General features: G+C 68.7%; 18 protein-coding genes. 12 read left to right on the top strand and 6 right to left on the bottom strand.

Annotated features, from left to right (window positions below):
* Positions 1-99: 99 nt before the first annotated feature.
* From pdhA to FVA74_RS07765, 7 genes are read left to right on the top strand one after another with little or no spacing between them, the layout of a single operon-like run.
* On the top strand, positions 100-1,266 hold the full coding sequence (gene pdhA / locus FVA74_RS07795; protein WP_147721487.1) for a pyruvate dehydrogenase (acetyl-transferring) E1 component subunit alpha: 1,167 nt from the start codon (positions 100-102) through the stop codon (positions 1,264-1,266).
* A complete protein-coding gene (locus FVA74_RS07790) occupies positions 1,263-2,285 on the top strand; it encodes an alpha-ketoacid dehydrogenase subunit beta (RefSeq protein ID WP_147721486.1) in 1,023 nt (340 codons plus the stop codon). The genes pdhA and FVA74_RS07790 overlap by 4 nt, the downstream gene beginning before the upstream one ends.
* Positions 2,282-3,538 (top strand): dihydrolipoamide acetyltransferase family protein, encoded by a 1,257-nt coding sequence (locus FVA74_RS07785; protein WP_147721485.1) that lies wholly within the window; start codon positions 2,282-2,284, stop codon positions 3,536-3,538. Before FVA74_RS07790 ends, FVA74_RS07785 begins: the two co-directional genes overlap by 4 nt.
* 42 nt (positions 3,539-3,580) lie before the next feature.
* Positions 3,581-4,249: a VOC family protein gene (locus FVA74_RS07780; RefSeq protein WP_147721484.1), complete on the top strand. Its 669-nt coding sequence runs from the start codon at positions 3,581-3,583 to the stop codon at positions 4,247-4,249.
* Positions 4,250-4,264: 15 nt separating this feature from the next.
* The gene (locus FVA74_RS07775) at positions 4,265-4,561 is read left to right on the top strand and encodes a DUF1905 domain-containing protein (protein WP_147721483.1); all 297 of its coding nucleotides are present in this window, start codon (positions 4,265-4,267) and stop codon (positions 4,559-4,561) included.
* A 23-nt stretch (positions 4,562-4,584) separates the two neighbouring features.
* Positions 4,585-5,415, top strand: coding sequence for a CoA ester lyase (locus FVA74_RS07770; RefSeq protein WP_147721482.1), 831 nt, complete (start codon positions 4,585-4,587; stop codon positions 5,413-5,415).
* A gap of 41 nt (positions 5,416-5,456) precedes the next feature.
* The gene (locus tag FVA74_RS07765) at positions 5,457-6,353 is read left to right on the top strand and encodes an SDR family oxidoreductase (protein ID WP_147721481.1); all 897 of its coding nucleotides are present in this window, start codon (positions 5,457-5,459) and stop codon (positions 6,351-6,353) included.
* Here the strand turns inward: FVA74_RS07765 and FVA74_RS07760 are convergent.
* The 4 genes from FVA74_RS07760 to FVA74_RS13665 all read right to left on the bottom strand — a co-directional run bounded on the left by FVA74_RS07760 (position 6,350) and on the right by FVA74_RS13665 (position 11,258).
* Positions 6,350-6,820 (bottom strand): globin, encoded by a 471-nt coding sequence (locus FVA74_RS07760; RefSeq protein WP_147721480.1) that lies wholly within the window; start codon positions 6,818-6,820, stop codon positions 6,350-6,352. The two genes, FVA74_RS07765 and FVA74_RS07760, sit on opposite strands and share 4 nt — an antisense overlap.
* Positions 6,817-7,842: a mechanosensitive ion channel family protein gene (locus FVA74_RS07755; RefSeq protein WP_147721479.1), complete on the bottom strand. Its 1,026-nt coding sequence runs from the start codon at positions 7,840-7,842 to the stop codon at positions 6,817-6,819. Before FVA74_RS07755 ends, FVA74_RS07760 begins: the two co-directional genes overlap by 4 nt.
* 61 nt (positions 7,843-7,903) lie before the next feature.
* The gene (gene pepN, locus FVA74_RS07750; RefSeq protein WP_147721478.1) at positions 7,904-10,444 is read right to left on the bottom strand and encodes an aminopeptidase N; all 2,541 of its coding nucleotides are present in this window, start codon (positions 10,442-10,444) and stop codon (positions 7,904-7,906) included.
* A gap of 91 nt (positions 10,445-10,535) precedes the next feature.
* Positions 10,536-11,258, bottom strand: coding sequence for a hypothetical protein (locus tag FVA74_RS13665; protein WP_187266491.1), 723 nt, complete (start codon positions 11,256-11,258; stop codon positions 10,536-10,538).
* Positions 11,259-11,365: 107 nt separating this feature from the next.
* Here FVA74_RS13665 and FVA74_RS07740 point away from each other — a divergent pair, with 107 nt between their 5' ends.
* From FVA74_RS07740 to FVA74_RS07720, 5 genes are read left to right on the top strand one after another with little or no spacing between them, the layout of a single operon-like run.
* Complete coding sequence (locus tag FVA74_RS07740) at positions 11,366-11,983, top strand: DsbA family protein (protein ID WP_370454510.1); 618 nt, start codon at positions 11,366-11,368, stop codon at positions 11,981-11,983.
* 35 nt (positions 11,984-12,018) lie between these two features.
* Entirely contained in the window at positions 12,019-12,504 is a 486-nt protein-coding gene (locus tag FVA74_RS07735) for a ribose-5-phosphate isomerase (RefSeq protein ID WP_147721476.1), read from the top strand.
* A gap of 15 nt (positions 12,505-12,519) precedes the next feature.
* Entirely contained in the window at positions 12,520-13,533 is a 1,014-nt protein-coding gene (locus tag FVA74_RS07730; RefSeq protein ID WP_147721475.1) for an Fpg/Nei family DNA glycosylase, read from the top strand.
* Between the two features lie 21 nt (positions 13,534-13,554).
* Positions 13,555-14,175 carry an FMN-binding negative transcriptional regulator gene (locus FVA74_RS07725; RefSeq protein ID WP_147721474.1) on the top strand — a complete coding sequence of 207 codons (621 nt, stop codon included), beginning with the start codon at positions 13,555-13,557 and terminating at the stop codon, positions 14,173-14,175.
* Complete coding sequence (locus tag FVA74_RS07720; RefSeq protein ID WP_147721473.1) at positions 14,172-15,671, top strand: amidohydrolase; 1,500 nt, start codon at positions 14,172-14,174, stop codon at positions 15,669-15,671. The genes FVA74_RS07725 and FVA74_RS07720 overlap by 4 nt, the downstream gene beginning before the upstream one ends.
* Before the next feature lie 16 nt (positions 15,672-15,687).
* On the opposite strand, the gene FVA74_RS07715 is transcribed toward FVA74_RS07720, so the two are convergent.
* Positions 15,688-19,431 (bottom strand): SCO7613 C-terminal domain-containing membrane protein, encoded by a 3,744-nt coding sequence (locus FVA74_RS07715; RefSeq protein WP_147721472.1) that lies wholly within the window; start codon positions 19,429-19,431, stop codon positions 15,688-15,690.
* A gap of 113 nt (positions 19,432-19,544) precedes the next feature.
* Positions 19,545-19,733 carry a DUF2510 domain-containing protein gene (locus FVA74_RS07710; protein ID WP_168220083.1) on the bottom strand — a complete coding sequence of 63 codons (189 nt, stop codon included), beginning with the start codon at positions 19,731-19,733 and terminating at the stop codon, positions 19,545-19,547.
* Between the last annotated feature and the right edge of the window lie 63 nt (positions 19,734-19,796).

Below are 19,796 nucleotides of genomic sequence, written 5' to 3'. Positions count from 1 at the left end.
GGCAGAGTGGCCCGGTCGGTTCGAGCCACAAGCCCGAGCCGAGAGGATCGTGCCCGCCATGGCTCACCTGCTGCGGTCGGCACCGGTCGAGGAGGCAGCATGAGTTCGGTCGTTGTCAGTTCTAGCCGCGAGGTCGACGCCGCATCCGGCGCTCCGCACGATGAGCCCACGCGGCTCCAGCGGCCGGGGGAACAGCTCGTCACGATGCTCGCCCCGGATGGCACGCGGCACCCGAACCCTCCCCTCGATCACTTCGTCGCCGATCTCACGCCCGAGCGCTTGCTCGCCCTGCACGAGGACATGGTGACGGTGCGCCGCATTGACATGGAAGGCGTGGCGCTGCAGCGGCAGGGCCAGCTCGGCCTCTGGCCGCCGCTGCTCGGCCAGGAGGCTGCGCAGGTCGGCTCGGCGAGGGCACTGCGTTCTGATGACTTCGTGTTCACGAGCTATCGCGAGCACGCCGTCGCGTACTGCCGGGGCATCGCGATCGACACCATCATGCCGATGTGGCGCGGCACGGCGGCATCCGGCTGGAACCCCTTCGAGTTCGGCATGGCGCCACCGGCGATCATCATCGGGGCGCAGACGCTGCACGCGACCGGCTATGCGATGGGGTGCGCCAAGGACGGCGTCGACTCGACGGCCATCGCCTACTTCGGCGACGGCGCGACGAGCCAGGGCGACGTCAACGAGGCCATGGTCTTCGCCGCGACCTACTCCGCTCCCGTCGTGTTCTTCTGCCAGAACAACCACTGGGCGATCTCGGAGCCCGTCGGGCTCGTGGCCCGTCGGCCGCTCGCGGATCGCGCTCCGGGCTTCGGCATCCCGAGCATGCGCGTCGACGGCAACGACGTGATCGCGGTCATGGCGGCGACGCGGTGGGCGCTCGAGCGTGCACGCTCCGGCGACGGGCCGTCGTGGATCGAAGCGGTGACCTATCGTATGGGGCCACACACGACCTCCGATGATCCGAGCCGTTATGAGGACCCCCTCGAGCGCGAGGAGTGGGCCGCGAAGGACCCGATCGACAGGCTCGAGCGGCACCTCGAGCAACTCGGGGTGCTCGGGGACGCGCATCGCGCCGCGGTGAAGGAGAAGGCGGATGCGACGGCCGCAGCCATGCGGGCCGCCTGCGTCGGCCTGCCAGACCCGGAAGCGCTCAAGCTCTTCGACCATGTGTACACCGAGCCGACCGCGTGGCTGAACCGGCAGAGGAGCCAGTACGAGGCATACCTCGCGATGTTCGAGGGTGGCGACGAGGCATGACCGAGCTCACTCTCGCCTCCGCGATCACTTCGGGACTGCGCCACGCCCTCGCCCAGGATGATCGCGTCGTGATCATGGGGGAGGACATCGGCCGGCTTGGCGGCGTGTTCCGCGTGACGGACGGCCTGCAGCGCGACTTCGGGGCCGACCGGGTCATGGACACGCCACTCGCTGAGGCGGGGATCCTGGGCACGGCGGTCGGCCTCGCCTATCGCGGCTATCGTCCCGTCGTCGAGATCCAGTTCGATGGCTTCATCTACCCGGCCTTCGACCAGATCGTGGCACAGGTGGCCAAGCTGCACTACCGCACCCGCGGGGTCGTGCGCATGCCGATCACGGTGCGCGTGCCCTACGGAGGCGGCATCGGGGCGGTCGAACACCACTCGGAGTCACCCGAGGCCTACTTCACCCACACCTCCGGGCTCCGCGTCGTCACCTGCTCGAACCCGCAGGACGCCCACTGGATGGTGCGCCAGGCGATCGCGAGTGACGATCCCGTCATCTTCTTCGAGCCCAAGCGCCGGTACTGGGTCAAGGGCGAGGTCGAGGACGCGATGCAGGCGGCGCCGCCGCTCGACCGCGCTCGGGTCGTGATGGAGGGGGCGGATGTCACGCTCGTCGCCTACGGTCCGCTCGTCGCGACGGCGATCGATGCCGCCGTGGCCGCCGCGGATGAGGGCGTCTCGGTCGAGGTCGTCGATCTCCGTTCGCTGTCGCCCGTCGACTTCGAGACGGTCGAGGCATCCGTGCGCCGGACGGGGCGCCTCGTCGTCACCCACGAGGCGCAGCAGTTTGGGGGACTCGGTGCAGAGATCGCCACGAGCGTCACGGAGCGTTGTTTCGAACACCTGCGTTCGGCGCCCGTGCGCGTGACGGGGCACGACGTGCCCTATCCCGCGTCGCGACTCGAGGAGCACTTCCTCCCCGACCTCGATCGGCTGCTCGACGGCATCGACCGCGCCCTCGGCCGTGTCAATTCGCTCACCGGCTGGTCAGCACCCGCGGGGAGGCCGGCATGAGCGTGCAGGAGTTCGCCCTCCCCGACCTCGGCGAGGGGCTGACGGAGTCGGAGATCGTCTCGTGGGAGGTCGACGTCGGCGACACCGTCGAGCTCAACCAGGTGCTTGCCGAGGTCGAGACGGCCAAGGCGCTTGTCGAGCTGCCGTCGCCCTTCGCGGGCACGATCTCCCAGCTTCTCGTCGAGCCGGGCACGACCGTGCGGGTCGGCACGCCAATCATCACGATCGAGACAGCGGATGCTGGGGGGCTGAGCTTAACGGTGGAGGTACCGCCGATCTCGGCCGAACCCCCCGATGCGGCCGAGAGCATCCCGGACGCGCCGGAGCCGCCGCCTGCCCCGCCGACGCCCACACCTCCCGAGACGCCGCCAGCACCCGAGCGCACCTCGGTGCTGGTCGGCTACGGCCCCAAGGTCGCATCGGCGGAGCGACCGCGCCGGCGCCACCGTCGGGAGGAGTGGCTTGCCTCACGCAGCGACGCTGCCGAGGAGCCGCAGCGTGCCTCGGATGCCGCGCCGCGGGATCCAAACCGCTCGCCCCTCGGTGCACGAGGAAGCGACACGCGCGTGCCCATCGCTGGAGTGCGTCGACGCATGGCCGAGGCCATGGTGCACAGCGCGTTTACGGCGCCGCACGCGAGCCTGCGCCTCGATGTCGATGTGACTGAGAGCCTCGGCCTCGTGGAGAGACTCAAGCGGCACCCGCGCCTGGAGGGAACGCGCGTGGGCTTCCTCACGATCGCGGCGGCCGCCTGCCTCAGCGCGCTGCGCACCTCGCCCGCGATCAACAGCCGCTGGGACGCTGAGCGCGACGAGGTGGTGGAGTTCGCCCACGTGGGGCTCGGCATCGCGGTGGCCACCGACCGCGGACTTCTCGTGCCGCACATTCACGACGCGGATCGGCTCTCCTTCGTCGAGCTCGCCAGCGCGATGACGGAACTTGTCACGAAGGCGCGTGAGGCGACCACGACTCCCGCGCAGCTGGCTGGTGGCACCTTCACGATCACGAACGTGGGAGTCTTCGGGGTCGACGCGGGCACGCCGATCCTGCCCCCGGGCGAGGCAGCGATCCTTGCGCTCGGCGCGGTGCGGAAGCGACCGTGGGAGCACGAGGGTGAGGTGGCACTGCGTTCTGTCGTGAGCCTCACGCTTTCCTTCGATCACCGACTGGTCGACGGCAGGCAGGGCTCCGAGTTCCTGACGGCGGTCGGCGACATCCTGGGCGATCCCTCGAGCGTGCTGGCGTATCGGTGATGGGGTCTTGCATCGAACCCTCGGGCGGGCCAGTGTGGGCGCATGCTGAACGACTCCACAGCCACGCTGCTTCCTGAACAGACCGCCGACAGCCTGCGCGAGAGCGCTTTCTCGCACCTCCAACGTGCCCTCCGGGGCTCCTACCGCACGGTGGATTTCGCCTCGGCCGCGCGGATGGTCGCGACAGTGGCGGAGATCGCCGACGAGCTGAACCACCATCCGGAGGTGCGCCTCGGATGGGGGCGTGTGGCGTTCGAGTTGACCTCGCACGACGCCGGGGGAGTGACGGAGCGCGACCTCGACCTCGCCGCCCGCATCGATGCTGCCGCGGCGGATGCCGGTGCAACGCCCGCCAAGGCCGTGCTGAGCCTCTACGAACTCGCGATCGATGCACGCGACGCCGACGCCATCCGGCCGTTTTGGAAGGCCGTGCTCGACTACGTGGAGGTGCCCGCGAGCGACGGTGGGGTCGAGCTGGCAGACCCGCGGCGGCTTGGCCCAAGGGTCTGGTTTCAGGGCATGGATGTCGCGCGCACCGAGCGCAACCGCCTGCACATGGATGTCTACGTGCCCGCCGAGGATGCGGAGGAGCGACTCGAGGCGACGCTCGAGGCTGGAGGAACGCTCGTCACCGATGAGTTCGCGCCCGACTGGTGGGTCGTGGCGGATGCGGAGGGGAATGAGGCCTGCATCTGCACCTCGTCCCGCTGATGGCAGGTGACGCGCATGCGGTATGAGTTCACGAGCGAGCTGTGGCGGTGGAAGGGCCGAGTCGATTCGACCTGGGTGTTCGCCTCGGTGCCGGAGGAGGTCTCCGACGAGATCCAGCAGGTCGTCGCCGGGATGGAGAAAGGCTTCGGCTCGGTGCGGGTCGATGTCTCGCTTGGTGCGAGCAGGTGGCGCACCTCGATCTTTCCGAGCGATCGCGCCTACTCCCTGCCGATCAAGAAGGCCGTGCGCTCCGCGGAGGGCGTGGAGCTGGGCGACGAGGTGCACATCGCGATCGCGCTGGTCGACTTCTAGCCCGCGCTCGGTACCATGAATCGATGAGCACCCCCTTCACGATGGGCCCGGCGATCCTCTTCTGCCCCGCCGACCGACCCGAGCGTTTCGCCAAGGCCGCTGAGCGAGCAGATGCCGTCATCCTCGACCTCGAGGATGCGGTGGGTGAGGCGCACAAAGCGGCAGCGCGCGAGGCGGTCATCGCCTCCTCACTCGACCCCGACCGCACGATCCTCCGCATCAATAGCACGCGCAGCGATCACTTCGAGGCAGACCTCGACACGCTCGCGAGGAGCGGCTACAGCACCGTCATGGTGCCCAAGGTCATGACACCGGAGGAACTCGCGCTCCTCGCCCCATACCGAGTCGTCTCCCTCATCGAATCCGCGCGGGGAGTCCTCGCCGCGCCCGAGATCGCCGCGCTGCCGCACGTCGTTGGCCTCTTCTGGGGTGCGGAGGACCTCACGGTCTCCCTCGGTGGCACGAGCAGTCGCGGAGCGGACGGGCGCTACCGCGATGTGGTCCGGGTCGCGCGCTCGAACATCCTCCTCGCGGCGCGGGCCAACGGCAAGGCCGCCATCGACGCGATCAACGTCGACTTCACGAAGCTCGACTCCCTCGCGGCGGAAGCAGCGGATGCCGCGGCGAGCGGCTTTTCCGCGACCGCCTGCATACACCCTGCCCAGGCTGAGACGATTCGTGCCGCCTACCGTCCCACCCAGGAGCAGCTCGACTGGGCACAGCGGGTCGTGGACGGGGCCGCCGGGACCCAGGGGGCATTCAGCGTCGACGGAGCGATGATCGACGAGCCGGTCATCCGTCACGCAGAGGCGCTCCTGCGTCGCGCGGGCTCACACGAGCGCTCCGCGCGTTAGCTCCACCGTACGTACAACCCCGTCGAAAGGCCCCTCACCGCATGACCACCCTTGCCGTCGCCGGTGCCACCGGTCACCTCGGCCGACTCGTCCTCGCCAGCCTCATCGAGAGGGGTGCGGCCCCGAGTGACATCGTCGCGATCGGCCGGGATGTCTCGAAGGTCGCCGACTTCGCCGAGCAGGGGGTCGTTGTCCGCCCCGCCGACTATTCGCGCCCGGCGACACTCGACACGGCGCTTGAGGGCGTCGACCGCCTGCTCCTCATCTCGGGCAGCGAGGTGGGTCGCCGGGTCGCCCAGCACAGCAACGTCGTGCAGGCAGCCAAGCGGGCAGGGGTGCAGTTCATCGCCTATACGAGCGCGCCGCACGCCGACACGACGAGCCTCGCGCTCGCGCCCGAGCACAAGGCGACGGAGGAGTTGGTGCGCAGTTCGGGCATTCCCTTCGCGATCCTGCGCAATAACTGGTACACCGAGAGCTACGTGCAGGTCGCCCAGCAGGCCAAGTACACGGGGCTGATCATCGCGAGCCTCGGCGACGGGCGCGTCGCGAGTGCTGACCGACGTGACTACGCGGAGGGGGCAGCCGTCGTGCTCGCGGGCGAGGGGCACGAAGGCGCGGTCTACGAGTTCTCGGGGGATGTCGCGTGGGGCTACGAGGAGCTCGCCCGGGTCATCTCCTCGATCGTCGAGAGGGAGGTGACATACAAACGTGTGTCACCCAGGGAACACCGCAAGATCCTCACCAAGGCGGGGCTCGACATCGGCACGGCCGGATTCATCGTCACCCTCGATACGAACACGCGTGAGGGTGCGCTGGCGGATGCGACGGACACCCTCAGTTCCCTCATCGGGCGGCCCACGACCCCGCTCGCCGAGGGACTCGCAGCCTCCTACGCCGAGTCGGTGGCGGCGCAGCAGGGCGAGGTGCGGGACTAGTCCTCGAAGGTGTTCAGCAGGCTGTGCGCAGCGCGATCCAGGTACGACCACAGGGTCGCGTCGTCGAGCGGGCTGAGTTCGAGCGTGTCGAGTGCTCGGCGCATGTTCGCGAGCCAGGCATCGCGCGCTTTCGGGCCGACCTTGTAGGCGGCGTGACGCATCCGGAGTCGCGGGTGGCCGCGCTGCTCACTGTAGGTGCCTGGCCCGCCCCAGTACTGCTCGAGGAACATCGTGAGGCGCTGCACGGCCCCCTCGAGGTCGTGCGCCGGATACATGGGCCACAGCACTGGGTCCTGCTGCACGCCGTCGTAGAACGCACGCACGAGGCGATCGAAGGTGTCGTGACCGCCGACCTGCTCGAAGAAGCTTCCGCCGGCAGCCGGGCCGTTCTCGGTCGAACGGAGCGTCACGGGGCTTCGCACGCCCTCGGGGCCGGCGGGAACGTCTGCCGGGTGGGACTGGCTCATCGTGACTCCTTGCGGGTTCGTGCAGGCTTGGGGGCGGCGGGCTCCGTGATCGCGAGAGGGCTCGTCTTCGGCGGTCGCGCTCCCGTGACATTCGTGGCGCCGTCGTAGCCCTGCAAGACGACACTGTTGAGCGCGGGAAGGCGCACGCCCATCTCGTCGAGCGTCGCCTTCAGCCGGGCGCGAAGCTCGCGGGCGACATCATCCTTGCTCGATGACCTCGTCTTGACGACGAGGCGCACAACGACCGCCTCGGAGGAGATCGACTCGATGCCCCAGATCTCCGGCTTCTCGAGGATGCGACTGCGCCACTTGGAGTTCTGGTGCATGTCGACGGCGGTCGCGAGCATCCGTTCCTGCACCAGCTCGACATCGGCCTCATAGGGCACCGCGAGGTCGATGATCGCGCGCGCCCAACCCTGCGAGAGGTTCCCCACACGCAGAATCTCGCCATTGCGCACGAACCACAGGGTTCCGTTGACGTCGCGCACCTGCGTGACCCGGATGCCGACCACCTCGACGACGCCCGTTGCGGGTCCGAGATCGACGACGTCACCGACGCCGAGCTGGTCCTCCGCGACCATGAAGATGCCGTTGAGCACGTCCTTGACGATGTTCTGGGCACCGAAGCCGAGGCCGGCTCCCACGGCGGCGCTGATGATCGCGAAGGCACCGGAGGCGTTGGGGAACAGCACCCCCACAAGCAGGATGAGCGCGAGGACGACCAGGACCGCAGTCAAGGCGCTATTCAGCACGGTTCCAAGCGCCCGCGTACGCTGCACGACGCGAGCGGCCGCGAGCGGGGATGCGGACAGTGCCTGGGTGTCCTCGATGTTCTGCCGCTTCTTCACGCCGCGCACGACGCGGTCCACGACGCGTGCGACGATCCGCAGCAGCACGTACCGAACCACGATGGCCCCGGCGACGATGAGCAGCACCTTGAGCGGCACCTGCCAGGTGTCGATGAACGTCAGTGCGTCCGCCCAGAAGGCGGTCCAGTCGAAGGCGGAGGGAGTGTCGTCCATTTGCCGCCAAGTCTAAGCGGGGTGCCTGCGTGACCCCGGAGGATCACGCAGGCACAAGCGCTTAACGGGCGTCGCGCTCCTGCACGCGCAGTGCACGCTCCACGCCATCGAGGTTCTCGACCACGAGGCGGCGGAGGGCCGGGATCTCCTGGTTCGCGTCGAGCCACTGGCGCGTGGCATCCACCAGCTCCTGCGAGGCGAGGGGTGCCGGGTAGAGGCCCACGATGAGGGCGGATGCGATGCCGTAGCTGCGAGACTCCCACAGCGTCAGGAGGGAGGAGAAGTAGCGTTCGACGAGCGGCTCGAGCGAGGAGGGGTCATTGACATGCTGCACGCCCATGCCGGTGTGCCGCACGATCATGTTGGGCACCGTGTCGGAGTCCACGATCGACGAGAACGCGGCGAGCTTGGCCTCGGCCGTCGGGATCGTCGCGCGGGCTCGCGCCGCCGCCTGCTGGCCGTTCGCCGTGTTGTCCTTCTCGAGCGCTGCTGCGATCTCAGCCACGCCGGCGGCGCCATTGAGCACGAGGCCCTCGAGCAGCTCCCACGACAGGTCGGTGTCGACCTCGAGGCCCTCGAGCGTGATCTCGCCATCGCGGAGGCCGCGCAGCACTTCGGCGTGGTCCTGCGTCGATGCAATCGCCGCGAAGAACTTCACGAACTGGAACTGGGCATCGGAGCCGGCCTCGGCCCGCTGGGCGAGCGCCCACAGTTCCGTGCCGACCTTCTCGATCGTCGCCTCGCGCGTCGCCGGGTCGACGTACATGCGCGCCGTCGTCATGAGCTGCGTCAGGGTCGTGCGGATCGTGGTCGACTCGGTCTCGCTCGCGATGTTGCCGAGCACGAGGCGCACGTAGTCGCTCGCCTTCGTCTCGCCGTCGCGCGTGGAGTCCCACGCCGAGCCCCAGACGAGCGCTCGCGCGAGCGGGTCCGAGATGCGGCTGAGGTTCTCGATCGCCGTCTCGAGCGAGGCGTCGTCGAGACGGATCTTTGCGTAGGCGAGGTCGTCGTCATTGATGAGCACGAGTGCGGGACGCTGCATGCCGACGAGTTCCGCGACATCCGTTCGCTCCCCGTCGACGTCGATCTCGATGCGGTGCGAGCGGGTGAGTGCGCCGTCGGCGTCGTGGTCGTAGAAGCCGATCGCGAGGCGGTGCGGACGGATGGTCGGGTAGTCCTCAGGAGCGGTCTGCGCGACCGCGAAGGAGGTGATGCGGCCGTCGGCATCCGTCTCGATCTCGGGCCGCAGCGTGTTGACGCCCGCCGTCTCGAGCCACAGCTTTGACCACGTCGACAGGTCGCGGCCGCTCGTGGCCTCGAGCTCGGTGAGGAGGTCAACGAGTTGCGTGTTGCCCCAGGCGTGCTTCTTGAAGTACGCCGCGACGCCCGAGAAGAACGCCTCGCGGCCGACCCAGGCCACGAGCTGCTTGAGCACCGAGCCGCCCTTGGCGTAGGTGATGCCGTCGAAGTTGACCTGCACGTCCTCGAGGTCGTTGATCGTCGCGACGACGGGGTGCGTCGAGGGCAGCTGGTCCTGGCGGTAGGCCCAGCTCTTCTCCATCGCCTGGAAGGTCGTCCACGCCTCGGTCCACTCGGTCGCCTCAGCGGTCGAGATGGTCGAAGCCCACTCCGCGAAGGACTCGTTGAGCCACAGGTCGTTCCACCACTTCATGGTCACGAGGTCGCCGAACCACATGTGGGCCAGCTCGTGAAGGATCGTGACGACGCGACGCTCCTTGATGGCATCCGTCACCTTGCTGCGGAAGACGTAGGTCTCGGTGAAGGTGACGCAGCCCGCGTTCTCCATGGCGCCCGCGTTGAACTCGGGCACGAAGAGCTGGTCGTACTTCTCGAAGGGGTAGGCGTAGTCGAACTGTTCCTCGTAGTACTCGAAGCCCTTGCGGGTGATGTCGAAGATGTAGTCGGCATCGAGGTATTCGCTGAGCGACTTGCGGCAGAAGACGCCGAGGGGGATCGTGCGGCCGTCGCGGCTCGTGAGCTCGGTGCGCACGACGTCGTACGGTCCCGCGACGATCGCCGTGATGTAGGAGGAGATGCGGGGCGTCGGCGCGAAACGCCAGGTGCCGACCTCCCCGTCGATCTCGGGTTCGGGGGTGGGGGAGTTGGAGACGACCTGCCAGCGGGCGGGTGCCGTCACGGTGAATGAGAACTCCGCCTTGAGGTCGGGCTGCTCGAAGACGGGGAACACCCGGCGGCTGTCGGGCACTTCGAACTGCGAGTAGAGGTAGACCTCGCCGTCGACGGGGTCGACGAAGCGGTGCAGGCCCTCACCTGTGTTGGTGTACTCCATGTCGGCGACGATCGTGAGTTCGTTCCGCTCCGTGAGCGCTTCGAGCTGGATGCGCATGCCGTCGGCGGCAGACACATTGACCTGCTCACCGTTGAGCGTGATCGAGTGCACGGTGCGCGTGATCGCGTCGATGAAGGTTGACGTTCCCGCCTCGGCCGTGAAGGCGATCGTCGTCGTGCTGCGGAAGGTCTCGTCACCCGTCGTCAGGTCGAGTGCCACGTCGTAGCGCTCTACTGAGAGGAGGGCACTGCGTTCCTGTGCCTCGAGGCGGGTGAGATTGTCTCCGGGCATGCGAATGCTCCTCCATTGTGAGTCGGTTGTCGTGCGACGCTGCGCACGTTCGGTGCGGCAGCCGTCGTCAGCAAGCCTAATCGCGAGACGGTCAGTGGATGCTCGTTGTCATGCCATCTCTCGTCGGCACCGCCTGCGCGGCCTCCGTCGGCTGCGGCGCCTTGGTCAGTAGGCCCCGCGTGTCCGCGATCGCACCCACGAGTATCGCGTGGAGCAGTGCGTCAGAGTCGTCGACGAGGGCATCGGCGGCTGCAAGCACCGCGGTGCTCACGATGGCCCGACCCCGACGCGAGAACGAGACAGGGCGCCGCGACGGCGGAATGCTCGCAGCGAAGTCTTTCGCCCAGGCCATGGCGAGCGGTGCGCTCGAATGTGCCTCCGCGAGGAGCTCCGCTGCGGTGTCCGGCGTCGGGCACGCGAGTTCGTCGAGGGCCGACTCACACGCGAGCACACCCGCGGCGAGACTGCGCTGGGCGGACTCGGCGGCGACCCCGATAGGGGTGACCGCGGCGCGGAGGGCCACGAGGGGCTCGATGATCGGTGAGTCACCCGTCAGGCCGACCACGCTCGGGATATGGGTCGCGAGGCGCTGGCGGCCCTCATCGCTCGTGAAGTCGTTGACCCCGCGGGCGAGGAATGCGAGGAATGGATGCGTGCACTGCGGATGGTCACTCCACGCCTCACCCGCGAGATAGGAGGCGAATTCCATGAAGCAGGCGCCCTGCCGAGGACGCCGGTGGCGTCCCCTCGACAACACGGGCATGCCGCCCGGGGCCTCCCACGAGAACCGGTCGCGCTGTCCTCCGATAGTCATCAGACACCTCCACGTTGAGACGCTTGTGTCCCTTCAGTGTGCGCTCCTTGTTCGGCGATTACCAGAGCCAAGCGCGCAAGCACGGCTACCGTGGAGCTATGACTGACATGACCGCCGCCACGCCCACCCGAGTCGACTTCTGGTTCGACCCCTCCTGCCCGTGGGCCTGGATGACGAGCCGCTGGATCGATGAGGTTGCAGCGCTCCGGGACCTCGATGTGCACTGGCACATCATGAGCCTCGCCGTGCTCAACGAGGACCGTGACGACCTGTCGGACCATTACCGCGAGTTCCTCCCTCGCGCACTGCGCTACGCCCGCCTCGTCGCGGCCGTCACCGAAATGGAGGGAGAGCAGGCGGTCAAGCCGCTCTACGATGCGCTGGGAACGCGCATCCACCCGGGCGGGTCGACCGACGCCGACACCGTCATGCGGGAGGCGCTTGCCGAAGTGGGCCTCGACGCCGGCCTCATCGCCTACGCCGACACCGAGGAATATGAGCCGCAGCTGCGGGCGAGTCACGCCGAGGGCATCGGTCGCGTGGGCCAGGATGTCGGCACGCCTGTCATCGCGGTCGAGGGCACCGCCTTCTTCGGCCCCGTCATCTCGCCCGCCCCCAAGGGCGAGGAAGCCGCGAAGCTGTGGGATGGCGTCGTGGCCGTCGCCGCCTACGACGGCTTCTTCGAACTCAAGCGCTCACGCACTCGGGGCCCCCAGTTCGACTGACCTCTGGGGGTGCGCACCGCTCCTAAACTGGACGGATGCGCATCCACATCGCCACCGATCATGCCGGCCTCGATTTCAGCCGCCACCTGCAGCAGCACCTCGCCGAGCAGGGGCACGAGGTCATCGACCACGGTCCGAGCGACTACGACCCCCTTGACGACTACCCCTCGTTCTGCATCAACGCGGCCCGGGCGGTCGCGCGCGACCAGGAGGCGGGTGTCGAGGCGCTCGGCGTCGTCTTCGGTGGCTCGGGAAACGGTGAGCAGATCGCGGCCAACAAGGTCACGGGCATCCGTGCCGCACTCGTGTGGAGCACTGCGACGGCCGAACTCGCCCGCGAGCACAACAACGCCAACGTGATTTCGATCGGCGCGCGCCAGCACCCCGTCGAGGATGCCGTCACGTTCATCGACACCTTCATCGCGACACCGTTCCCCGGCGAGGAGCGGCACGCCCGTCGCATCGCGCAGCTCGGTGAGTACGAGACGACAGGCCACATCGCGGGCCACGAGATCGTCTGAGGCCCGGCTCCTCCCATGCCCGAGGGTCACTCCGTCCACCGCATCGCGCGGCAGTTCTCCCTGCACTTTGTCGGCCACGTGGTCGCTGTGTCGTCCCCGCAGGGGCGCTTCGCGTCTGGGGCGGCCCAGCTCGACGGGCACCGCATGGTCGACGCGGTCGCGGTCGGCAAGCAGATGTTCCTCGAGTTCGACCACGGGCTTTGGATGCGCGTGCACCTCGGCCTCTATGGCGCCTGGGACTTCGCGGGCGACATCACCGCTGATGCGACTACAGCATCCGCCGACGGCCGTATGGGCCAGACCAACATGCGCGGCACGATCATCGACGACGTCGAAGGCGAGGTTCCGGATGCCGCGGGCGCACGCGGTGAGAACGAGGCGAGCCTGCGCAGCATCGGCGCCCCGCGCCGCACGCGCCTCCGCATGGCCGAGAACGAGAAGCTCGGTGACGACATCGCGGTGTTTCCCCCGGAACCCGTTGGACAGGTGCGGGTGCGCCTCCTCACGGACGTTGCTGTCGCCGACCTGCGGGGCCCGACCGCGTGCGAGGTGCAGACGCCGGACGAGGTCGCCGCGTCGATGGCGAAGCTCGGCCCAGACCCGCTCGTGGGTGACCCCGGCGAGGGCGAGGAGCGCTTCGTCGCCGCCGTTCGCCGCACCACGACGCCGATCGGCCTCCTGCTCATGGATCAGAAGGTCGTGAGCGGCATCGGCAACGTCTACCGGGCGGAACTGCTGTACCGCGCGCGACTCGACCCACACACGCCTGGCAAGCAGGTGCCGGAGGAGCTCGTACGCGAACTCTGGCGCGACTGGGTGTACCTGCTCGGCGTGGGCGTCGAGACCGGCCAGATGATGACGATGGACGGCCTCGAGGGCGAGGCCTATCGCGCTGCGCTCGCGAGCCGAGATGACCGCCACTGGGTCTATCACCGCGCTGGCGAGCCATGCCGGGTGTGCGGCACCAACATCGCGATGGAGATGGCCGCTGGGCGCAAGCTCTACTGGTGTCCGCGCTGTCAGAAGTAGCGCGTCTGCCATGATTTCCCCATGCGGCACACACCCGACTTCATCGTCACCGACCCCGATGAGGTCAAGCGACTGATCCGGCACAATCCGTGGGCGACGATCGTTTCCCATACCGCCAAGGGGCTCGTTGCATCCCACTATCCCGTCGTGCTCGAAGAGGGGTGCGACGAGATCAGCATCGTGAGCCATGTCGGCCGTCCCGACGATCGCTCGCTCGAGCTTGGCCAGCACGAGGTCATGGTCATCATCCAGGGGCCGCACGGCTACGTCTCGCCCGGCTGGTATGGCGACGGACCCGCCGTCCCGACCTGGAACCACGTGACCGCGCACCTCTATGGGACGCCCCAAATCCTCAGCGACGAGGAGAACTGGCAGGTGCTCACCGACCTCGTGCATCGCTTCGAAGACGCGATGCCGCATCCGAAACTGCTCGAAGACAACGAGGAGTACGGGCGCAGCATCATGTCGGGCACGGTCGGGTTCCGCCTCGTCGTCGAACGCTTTGAGGCGCGTGCGAAGCTGAGCCAGAACAAGCCGGCCGAGGTCGTCGAGTCGGTCATGCACGGGCTGGAAGGTGGGGGCGAGTACGCGGACCCGCAGCTCGTGGACGAGATGCGGAGAGTGCACGGGGGCGGCGAATGAGCTCCGCGCGCGTGCTCAGGAATGCGCGCGTGGTGGGCTCCGATCACGGCGACGCGGTCGACATAACGATCAACGATGGACGCATTGAAGCGGTGTTCCCTGCGGGCGAGCCCGCGCCCGATGCCGATGCCGGTGCCGAGGTCACGGATCTCGACGGGCGCTGGGTGGCGCCGGGCCTGTGGGACAACCACATCCATATGAACCAGTGGGCCCTCGCCACGCACCGCCTCGACGTCTCGTCCGCGATGTCGGCGCGCGAAGCCGCCGGGCTCGTCGCCGAGGCACTCAGGAGTTCGCCACCCGCCCTCGACCACGATGGACGCCCGCTCACCTTCGTGGCCAATGGCTTCCGCGACGGCGTGTGGCCGGATGCGCCGAATCTCGAAGACCTGGATGCAGCGAGCCCGAACATCCCCATCGTGCTCGTGAGCTTCGACCTCCACGCAGTCTGGCTGAACAGCCCCGCGCTCGAACGATACGGTCTCGCGGGGCACCCGAGCGGCCTGCTGAGGGAGGACCCGGCCTTCGAGATCGAACGACGCGTGAACGAGGTTCCCGACGCGGTGCTCGACGCCTGGGTTTCGGAAGCCGCGGCCGCGGCCGCGGCCCGCGGCGTCGTCGGGGTCGTCGACCTCGAGATGAGCTGGACCATGGACGCCTGGTTGCGCCGGCAAGGCGCCGGGGTGGACGCGCTCCGCGTGGAGTTCGGGATCTACACCCAGGACATCGACCGCGCCATCGGCATGGGGCTTCGCACGGGGCAGCGCGTCGGCGACCTGCTGACGGTCGGGCGGCACAAGATCCTCACCGACGGCTCACTCGGCACTCGCACGGCCTACTGCTTCGATCCCTATCCGGGAGTGCCCGCGGACCAGCATCCGCACGGGCTGTTGACGGTGCCACCGGAGGAGTTGCTGCCACTGCTAGGTCGTTCGGCGGATGCGGGCATCCTCGCGACAGTGCACGCGATCGGCGACCACGCCAATTCCCACGTGCTCGACGTCTTCGAGCAGCTCGGGGTGCGTGGGGGACGCGTCGAGCACGCGCAGTTGCTCGCCCAGGCCGACATCGCGAGGTTTGGGCGCCTGGGTATCGAGGCGAGTGTGCAGCCCGAGCACGCAATGGATGACCGCGACATCGCCGAGCGGCACTGGCATGGTCGCACGGAGCGCGCCTTCATGCTGCGCTCGCTCCTCGATGCGGGCGCGACGCTGCTGCTCGGTTCCGATGCACCGGTTGCGCCCCTTGACCCGTGGGTGACGATGTCCGCCGCCGTCAGCCGCTCGCGGGATGGTCGGCTCCCGTGGCATCCCGAGCAGGCGATCTCGAGCAGTGAGGCACTCGCGTCTTCCGTGCGCTCATCCGTGAGCAGTGGTGAACCGGCAGATCTCGCTGTGACGGACGAGAACCCGCTTCAGGTGGAGGCGGTCTCGCTTCGCACGATGGATGTCGCGGCAACCATGCTCGACGGTCGCTGGACCTTCCTCGACCTCTAGCCGCTGCCAGCCTTCCTCAGCGCAGGGAGCCGATCCGCGTGGCGATGCGCGCGACGTCGCGCACTCTCTGCTCGTAACGGATCGCGAGGGCGAGAAGGATCGCGCCTCCGATTCCCGCCCAGACGTACCAGTCGGCCGCCTCGTAGACCGCACGGATCTGCGGCGAGAAGGTGCGCAGCGCGTGCGCCAGGACGACGACGGTGCCGATGACGAAGGGCGCCTGCAGGCGGAACGCAACTCCGGCGACGATCGTCACCACTGCGGCGATACCGAGCGCGACGAGTCGCCACACCTCGGGCTCGAAGAAGGTGGCGAAGAGCGTGGGAAGCAGCAGGAGCGCGATTCCCGGTCCGAGCTGCGGCCAACTGCGTGATTCCGGCACCCGGCGAAGCGTGATCGCCCCGCCCGCGATGAGCGCGAGCGCTATCGGGACGCTGAGCAACTCGACGTGGTCGACCGTCCAGCTTCCAATCACCGCGACGAGCACCGCAAGCGTGAGGCTCGTCCACGAGGTGACGGTGCCGAGTGGGGGAGCCGTCCATGCCAGGGCAATGACGTGGAGGGCAGAGAGCGCGAACACGAGGATCAGGATGCGCAGCGCGGCGTACCCGGCATCCGATTCATTCGCAGCTGCGACTTCCGCGCCGGCCAGGAGCGCGATCGCACCGCGGAATACCCAGTGGCCTGTCGTGCTCGCGATTCGAGCTGGTCTGTTGGCCATGCCGCTTCGTACCCGCGCAAGCTTGGTGCCGGCCACAGCGAGGGCGGCGACGCCGGGAAGCAGCCACGGCTCCAGCAGGGCTCCTTCAGTCAACGCCGTATCTGAACGGATGACGGTCACGATGACGGTCCCGATGAGGCCGACAACCGCCGCCGCCCCAGCAAGCCGAGCCGTGGCACCGACGGCGCCCCTTCGCGATATCAGGACGCATGCGCCGAGGAGCAATGCTGCGGAGACGGCGAGCGTCAGCACGGCGCGGAGCGTCTCGGCCGCGGTGGGAGCCGCGCTGCTGAACACGAGCGGGAGGATGGCGAGCGCGAGGGCGAAGAGCAGCACCCAGGGCGATACCCGCGCCGCGTCGCCGTCGGTGGAGCGCGCTTCGCGACGCCGGATGAGCAGGGCGACGACGACAAGGGCGAGCGCCGGCGGCAAGACGTAGGGTTCGGGGTGCGTGACGTCGCCGCCGTCGAGTGCCCACCACAAGGCGGCCGTCGCGAACGCGAGCGCCAGCCAGCCGAGATGGCGACGTCGTGACAGAGACCCCACGAGACCGTCGTCACTCGTCGCCGCCAGGGCGATGGCGATGGCGGCAAGCGCGAGCACGATCCATCCGTCGCCGATTCGCCCTGACAGAGTGGCGAGCAATGACGGGACGAAGGAGAGTGCAGCACCGACTTCGAGGGCTTGCCTGTTCACTCGGCGGCCGGCGTCTCTCGACGTGTGGAGCAGGAGTGCACCGGCCGTCACGACCGCGGCGACGAGGGCGGGGGCGAAGCTCGGCATCGACCCGGAGGGCAACCAGACGGTGGCTGCCGCGGACAGGCCGAAAGCGAGGGCGGGCGCGACCGTGAGGGCGGCCGCATACTGCTCCGGGACCGCTCGGTAGTCCTTCCTCAGCGCCAGCCACGCGCACGCAGCGGCGGCGATGAGCACGGAAGAGGTCACCGTGAGCACGGGCAACGGCATGTCGGAACTCCACCGCGTTGCCACAGCCGCTGCGGCGACGAGGGCGGATGCCAGGGCCGCCCAGAACACGCCCCGGGCCTCAACGGACCTGGAGGGCGCGCGGAACGCGGCCGTGAGGAGCAACAGCATCGCCGCGCCGGCGAGGGCGCCCACGGCGTCCGTCCCCGTGCCGTCTGCAAACTGTTCGGCCGCTGCGGCTGCCGCAAGCACTACGACACCCGTCCCTGCAGTAGCGAGTGACCCCCTCGTCAGCGCGACCTGCGCCGTGCGGAGCGTCAGGATGATCGCGGCGAGCGTCACGACGGTCGTGACCGGCCACGTCGAGTCGGAGCCCCATCCCGCGAGCCACGCGAGCCCAAGGCCGCCGATCGCGACGGTGGTGAGGCTTGAACCTAGGCGAGGCCTGCGCGGCCGAAGCAGGAGTCCTGCTGCCCCGAGCAGGATCCAGCCCGCGATCGTGAGCCAGAGACTGGGGAGCACGGGAGGAAGCAGGAGGGCAGCGACGCTCGCGGCCAAGCCGAGCGCGGGCGCTACGCGAGCCAAGGAGCGGACGATTGCCGCCGCCGCTACAGCTGCGATCACGAGCGCGAGTGTCCCCGCCGCGGCATCGAGTTCGGCGAGGGTCCACGCATGCATCTCGGAAGCATCGCCGCGCCCGCCAAGGAGCGATTCGGCGATGGTTGCGGCCGCATTTGCGAGGGCGATGGTCACGGCCGGCGCTGTCGCCAGGAGCGCGACGACCGCGGCAGCTGAGACGGCCAGACGGAGCGGAAGACGGTAGGTGGAGTTCTCCGGCCGCAGGAGCAGTGTCACGAGCAGGGCCGCGGCGAGCGTGGGGACCGCGACGGAGACGAGGGGGAGATCGCTCGTCGTGAAGACGCGGAGGCCATAGGCCGCACCCGCGAGTGCGATCGCGCCTCCCGCGGCAGCGCCGGACAGTGCCGCTCCCACCCGGTCATACGGGCTGGCGGAGCGCAGATGGAGGAAGACGTGCAGCGTGGCCACCAGAGCGCTGCCCACAAGCGCGAGGCTCGCGCCCACGGTGAGCTCCGGTGCGACCAGGAAGGAACTGACGATAGCGGCCAGCAGCGCGGGAGCGCTCACGAGTGTGACGAGGAGCCGTTCGGGCTGCGCTGGGCGACGACCGCTTGCCGCAGGAAGCCAGGCCGTATGCTGCACGACGCCGGAGAGCGAGGTCACGATCGCAACCGCGAAGATGGCCGCGCCGGTTTCGAAGGAGGCAACGAGGCTCGAGGCGAGCACGGCGGTGCCGATGGGAATCGCGAGGTACCCGACGAGGCTCGCTGCGCGGAGGCGCGAAAGGCGATACCAGGCGATGAACGCGACACCGCTCGCGAGGAGCACGATTCCCCAGTATCGAGCCCCGTCGACTGAGGCGACACCGAAGAGGTCGTTGGCCCGGATGGCGAAGGCGTCCAGATAGGTGAGGACGAGGGCGAAGACGGCGACGGCTTCGCTGCTTGCACGGAGTGATCGGCGTCGCAGGATGCCAGCGGTTGCGAAGGCAGCCACCGTCACGCTCGCAATGATGATCGAGCGCCAGACCAAGCCGTAGTTGATGAAGGCGTACACCATGAAGAAGATGGCGAAGACCGACAGGAGCGAGATCCCCGTCACGAGCAGGGCCACCTGCACGCCTGAGCGGCGCGGACCACGGGCGTCCGGGTCGCCGGCCCGCGGGTCTCGGTCCGGTTCGCGGTCACCGGAGGGGCCAATTCTCGGGGCCGGCGCCAACGGGACATCCGCCTGGGCCGGGACGAGCGTCGCCGGCGCCGCAGTCAGGGGAGGCGGCGCGGGTTCGACGTCGTGCCTCGGCGTCGCGCGCATCGTTGCGATGAGGGAGGCACGCTCGTCGAGCAGGGCGGCGGCCCGGAACGAGAGCTCGGCGAGCTCTGCCGCTCGCTCGTGGGAGAGGTCAAGGCCGCAGCGGTGGCAGGTGGCGGATCGAAGGGAGGCGAAGCAGGAAGGGCACCTCGTCGTATCCCGCAGGAAAGCGCGAGCTGCCGACAAGTCCTGCCTGAGCGCGCCGTGGTTCTGTTCTGTTGCTTCCACCTGATGCCTTCCGCGTCAACTGGTCTGACCCTAGCGGCGGGGAAAGGTCACGGCAGCGATCCCGCACACGAATGTGGAGAACGTCGTGGAACCCGTGCGGTGGAGAGGTGCAGCTAGGGGCGCCCCACGAGCGGGGTGCGGTAGGTCGACGAGACCTGGATCTCCGGGCGGGGAGGCTGCACCTCATTGGTCCACATGAGGCCGTTCCACCAGCGGACCTGGGGGAGGCCGAGCGGGTCGTGGTACCAGCCAGCGGGGGCGGTCGAGGTGACGGCGCTGTCGAATGTTGCGGTAGAAGACATCGGGTGGCTCCTGAGGGCATTGCTCGGGCAGGTTCGGGGCCTTGCCGAGCTCGGGTGGGGTAG

It is taken from the genome of Salinibacterium sp. dk2585 (assembly GCF_008001035.1).
Lineage (GTDB): Bacteria > Actinomycetota > Actinomycetes > Actinomycetales > Microbacteriaceae > Homoserinimonas.
The sequence above is the reverse complement of the archived record's forward strand: the minus strand, read 5'-3'. Positions and strand labels throughout refer to the sequence as shown.

Bases quoted from the DNA above. Each gene is read 5' to 3' on its own strand.
- pdhA (WP_147721487.1), top strand. From the start codon at position 100: ATGAGTTCGGTCGTTGTCAGTTCTAGCCGCGAGGTCGACGCCGCATCC.
- FVA74_RS07790 (WP_147721486.1), top strand. From the start codon at position 1,263: ATGACCGAGCTCACTCTCGCCTCCGCGATCACTTCGGGACTGCGCCAC.
- FVA74_RS07785 (WP_147721485.1), top strand. From the start codon at position 2,282: ATGAGCGTGCAGGAGTTCGCCCTCCCCGACCTCGGCGAGGGGCTGACG.
- FVA74_RS07780 (WP_147721484.1), top strand. From the start codon at position 3,581: ATGCTGAACGACTCCACAGCCACGCTGCTTCCTGAACAGACCGCCGAC.
- FVA74_RS07775 (WP_147721483.1), top strand. From the start codon at position 4,265: ATGCGGTATGAGTTCACGAGCGAGCTGTGGCGGTGGAAGGGCCGAGTC.
- FVA74_RS07770 (WP_147721482.1), top strand. From the start codon at position 4,585: ATGAGCACCCCCTTCACGATGGGCCCGGCGATCCTCTTCTGCCCCGCC.
- FVA74_RS07765 (WP_147721481.1), top strand. From the start codon at position 5,457: ATGACCACCCTTGCCGTCGCCGGTGCCACCGGTCACCTCGGCCGACTC.
- FVA74_RS07760 (WP_147721480.1), bottom strand. From the start codon at position 6,820: ATGAGCCAGTCCCACCCGGCAGACGTTCCCGCCGGCCCCGAGGGCGTG.
- FVA74_RS07755 (WP_147721479.1), bottom strand. From the start codon at position 7,842: ATGGACGACACTCCCTCCGCCTTCGACTGGACCGCCTTCTGGGCGGAC.
- pepN (WP_147721478.1), bottom strand. From the start codon at position 10,444: ATGCCCGGAGACAATCTCACCCGCCTCGAGGCACAGGAACGCAGTGCC.
- FVA74_RS13665 (WP_187266491.1), bottom strand. From the start codon at position 11,258: ATGACTATCGGAGGACAGCGCGACCGGTTCTCGTGGGAGGCCCCGGGC.
- FVA74_RS07740 (WP_370454510.1), top strand. From the start codon at position 11,366: ATGACCGCCGCCACGCCCACCCGAGTCGACTTCTGGTTCGACCCCTCC.
- FVA74_RS07735 (WP_147721476.1), top strand. From the start codon at position 12,019: ATGCGCATCCACATCGCCACCGATCATGCCGGCCTCGATTTCAGCCGC.
- FVA74_RS07730 (WP_147721475.1), top strand. From the start codon at position 12,520: ATGCCCGAGGGTCACTCCGTCCACCGCATCGCGCGGCAGTTCTCCCTG.
- FVA74_RS07725 (WP_147721474.1), top strand. From the start codon at position 13,555: ATGCGGCACACACCCGACTTCATCGTCACCGACCCCGATGAGGTCAAG.
- FVA74_RS07720 (WP_147721473.1), top strand. From the start codon at position 14,172: ATGAGCTCCGCGCGCGTGCTCAGGAATGCGCGCGTGGTGGGCTCCGAT.
- FVA74_RS07710 (WP_168220083.1), bottom strand. From the start codon at position 19,733: ATGTCTTCTACCGCAACATTCGACAGCGCCGTCACCTCGACCGCCCCC.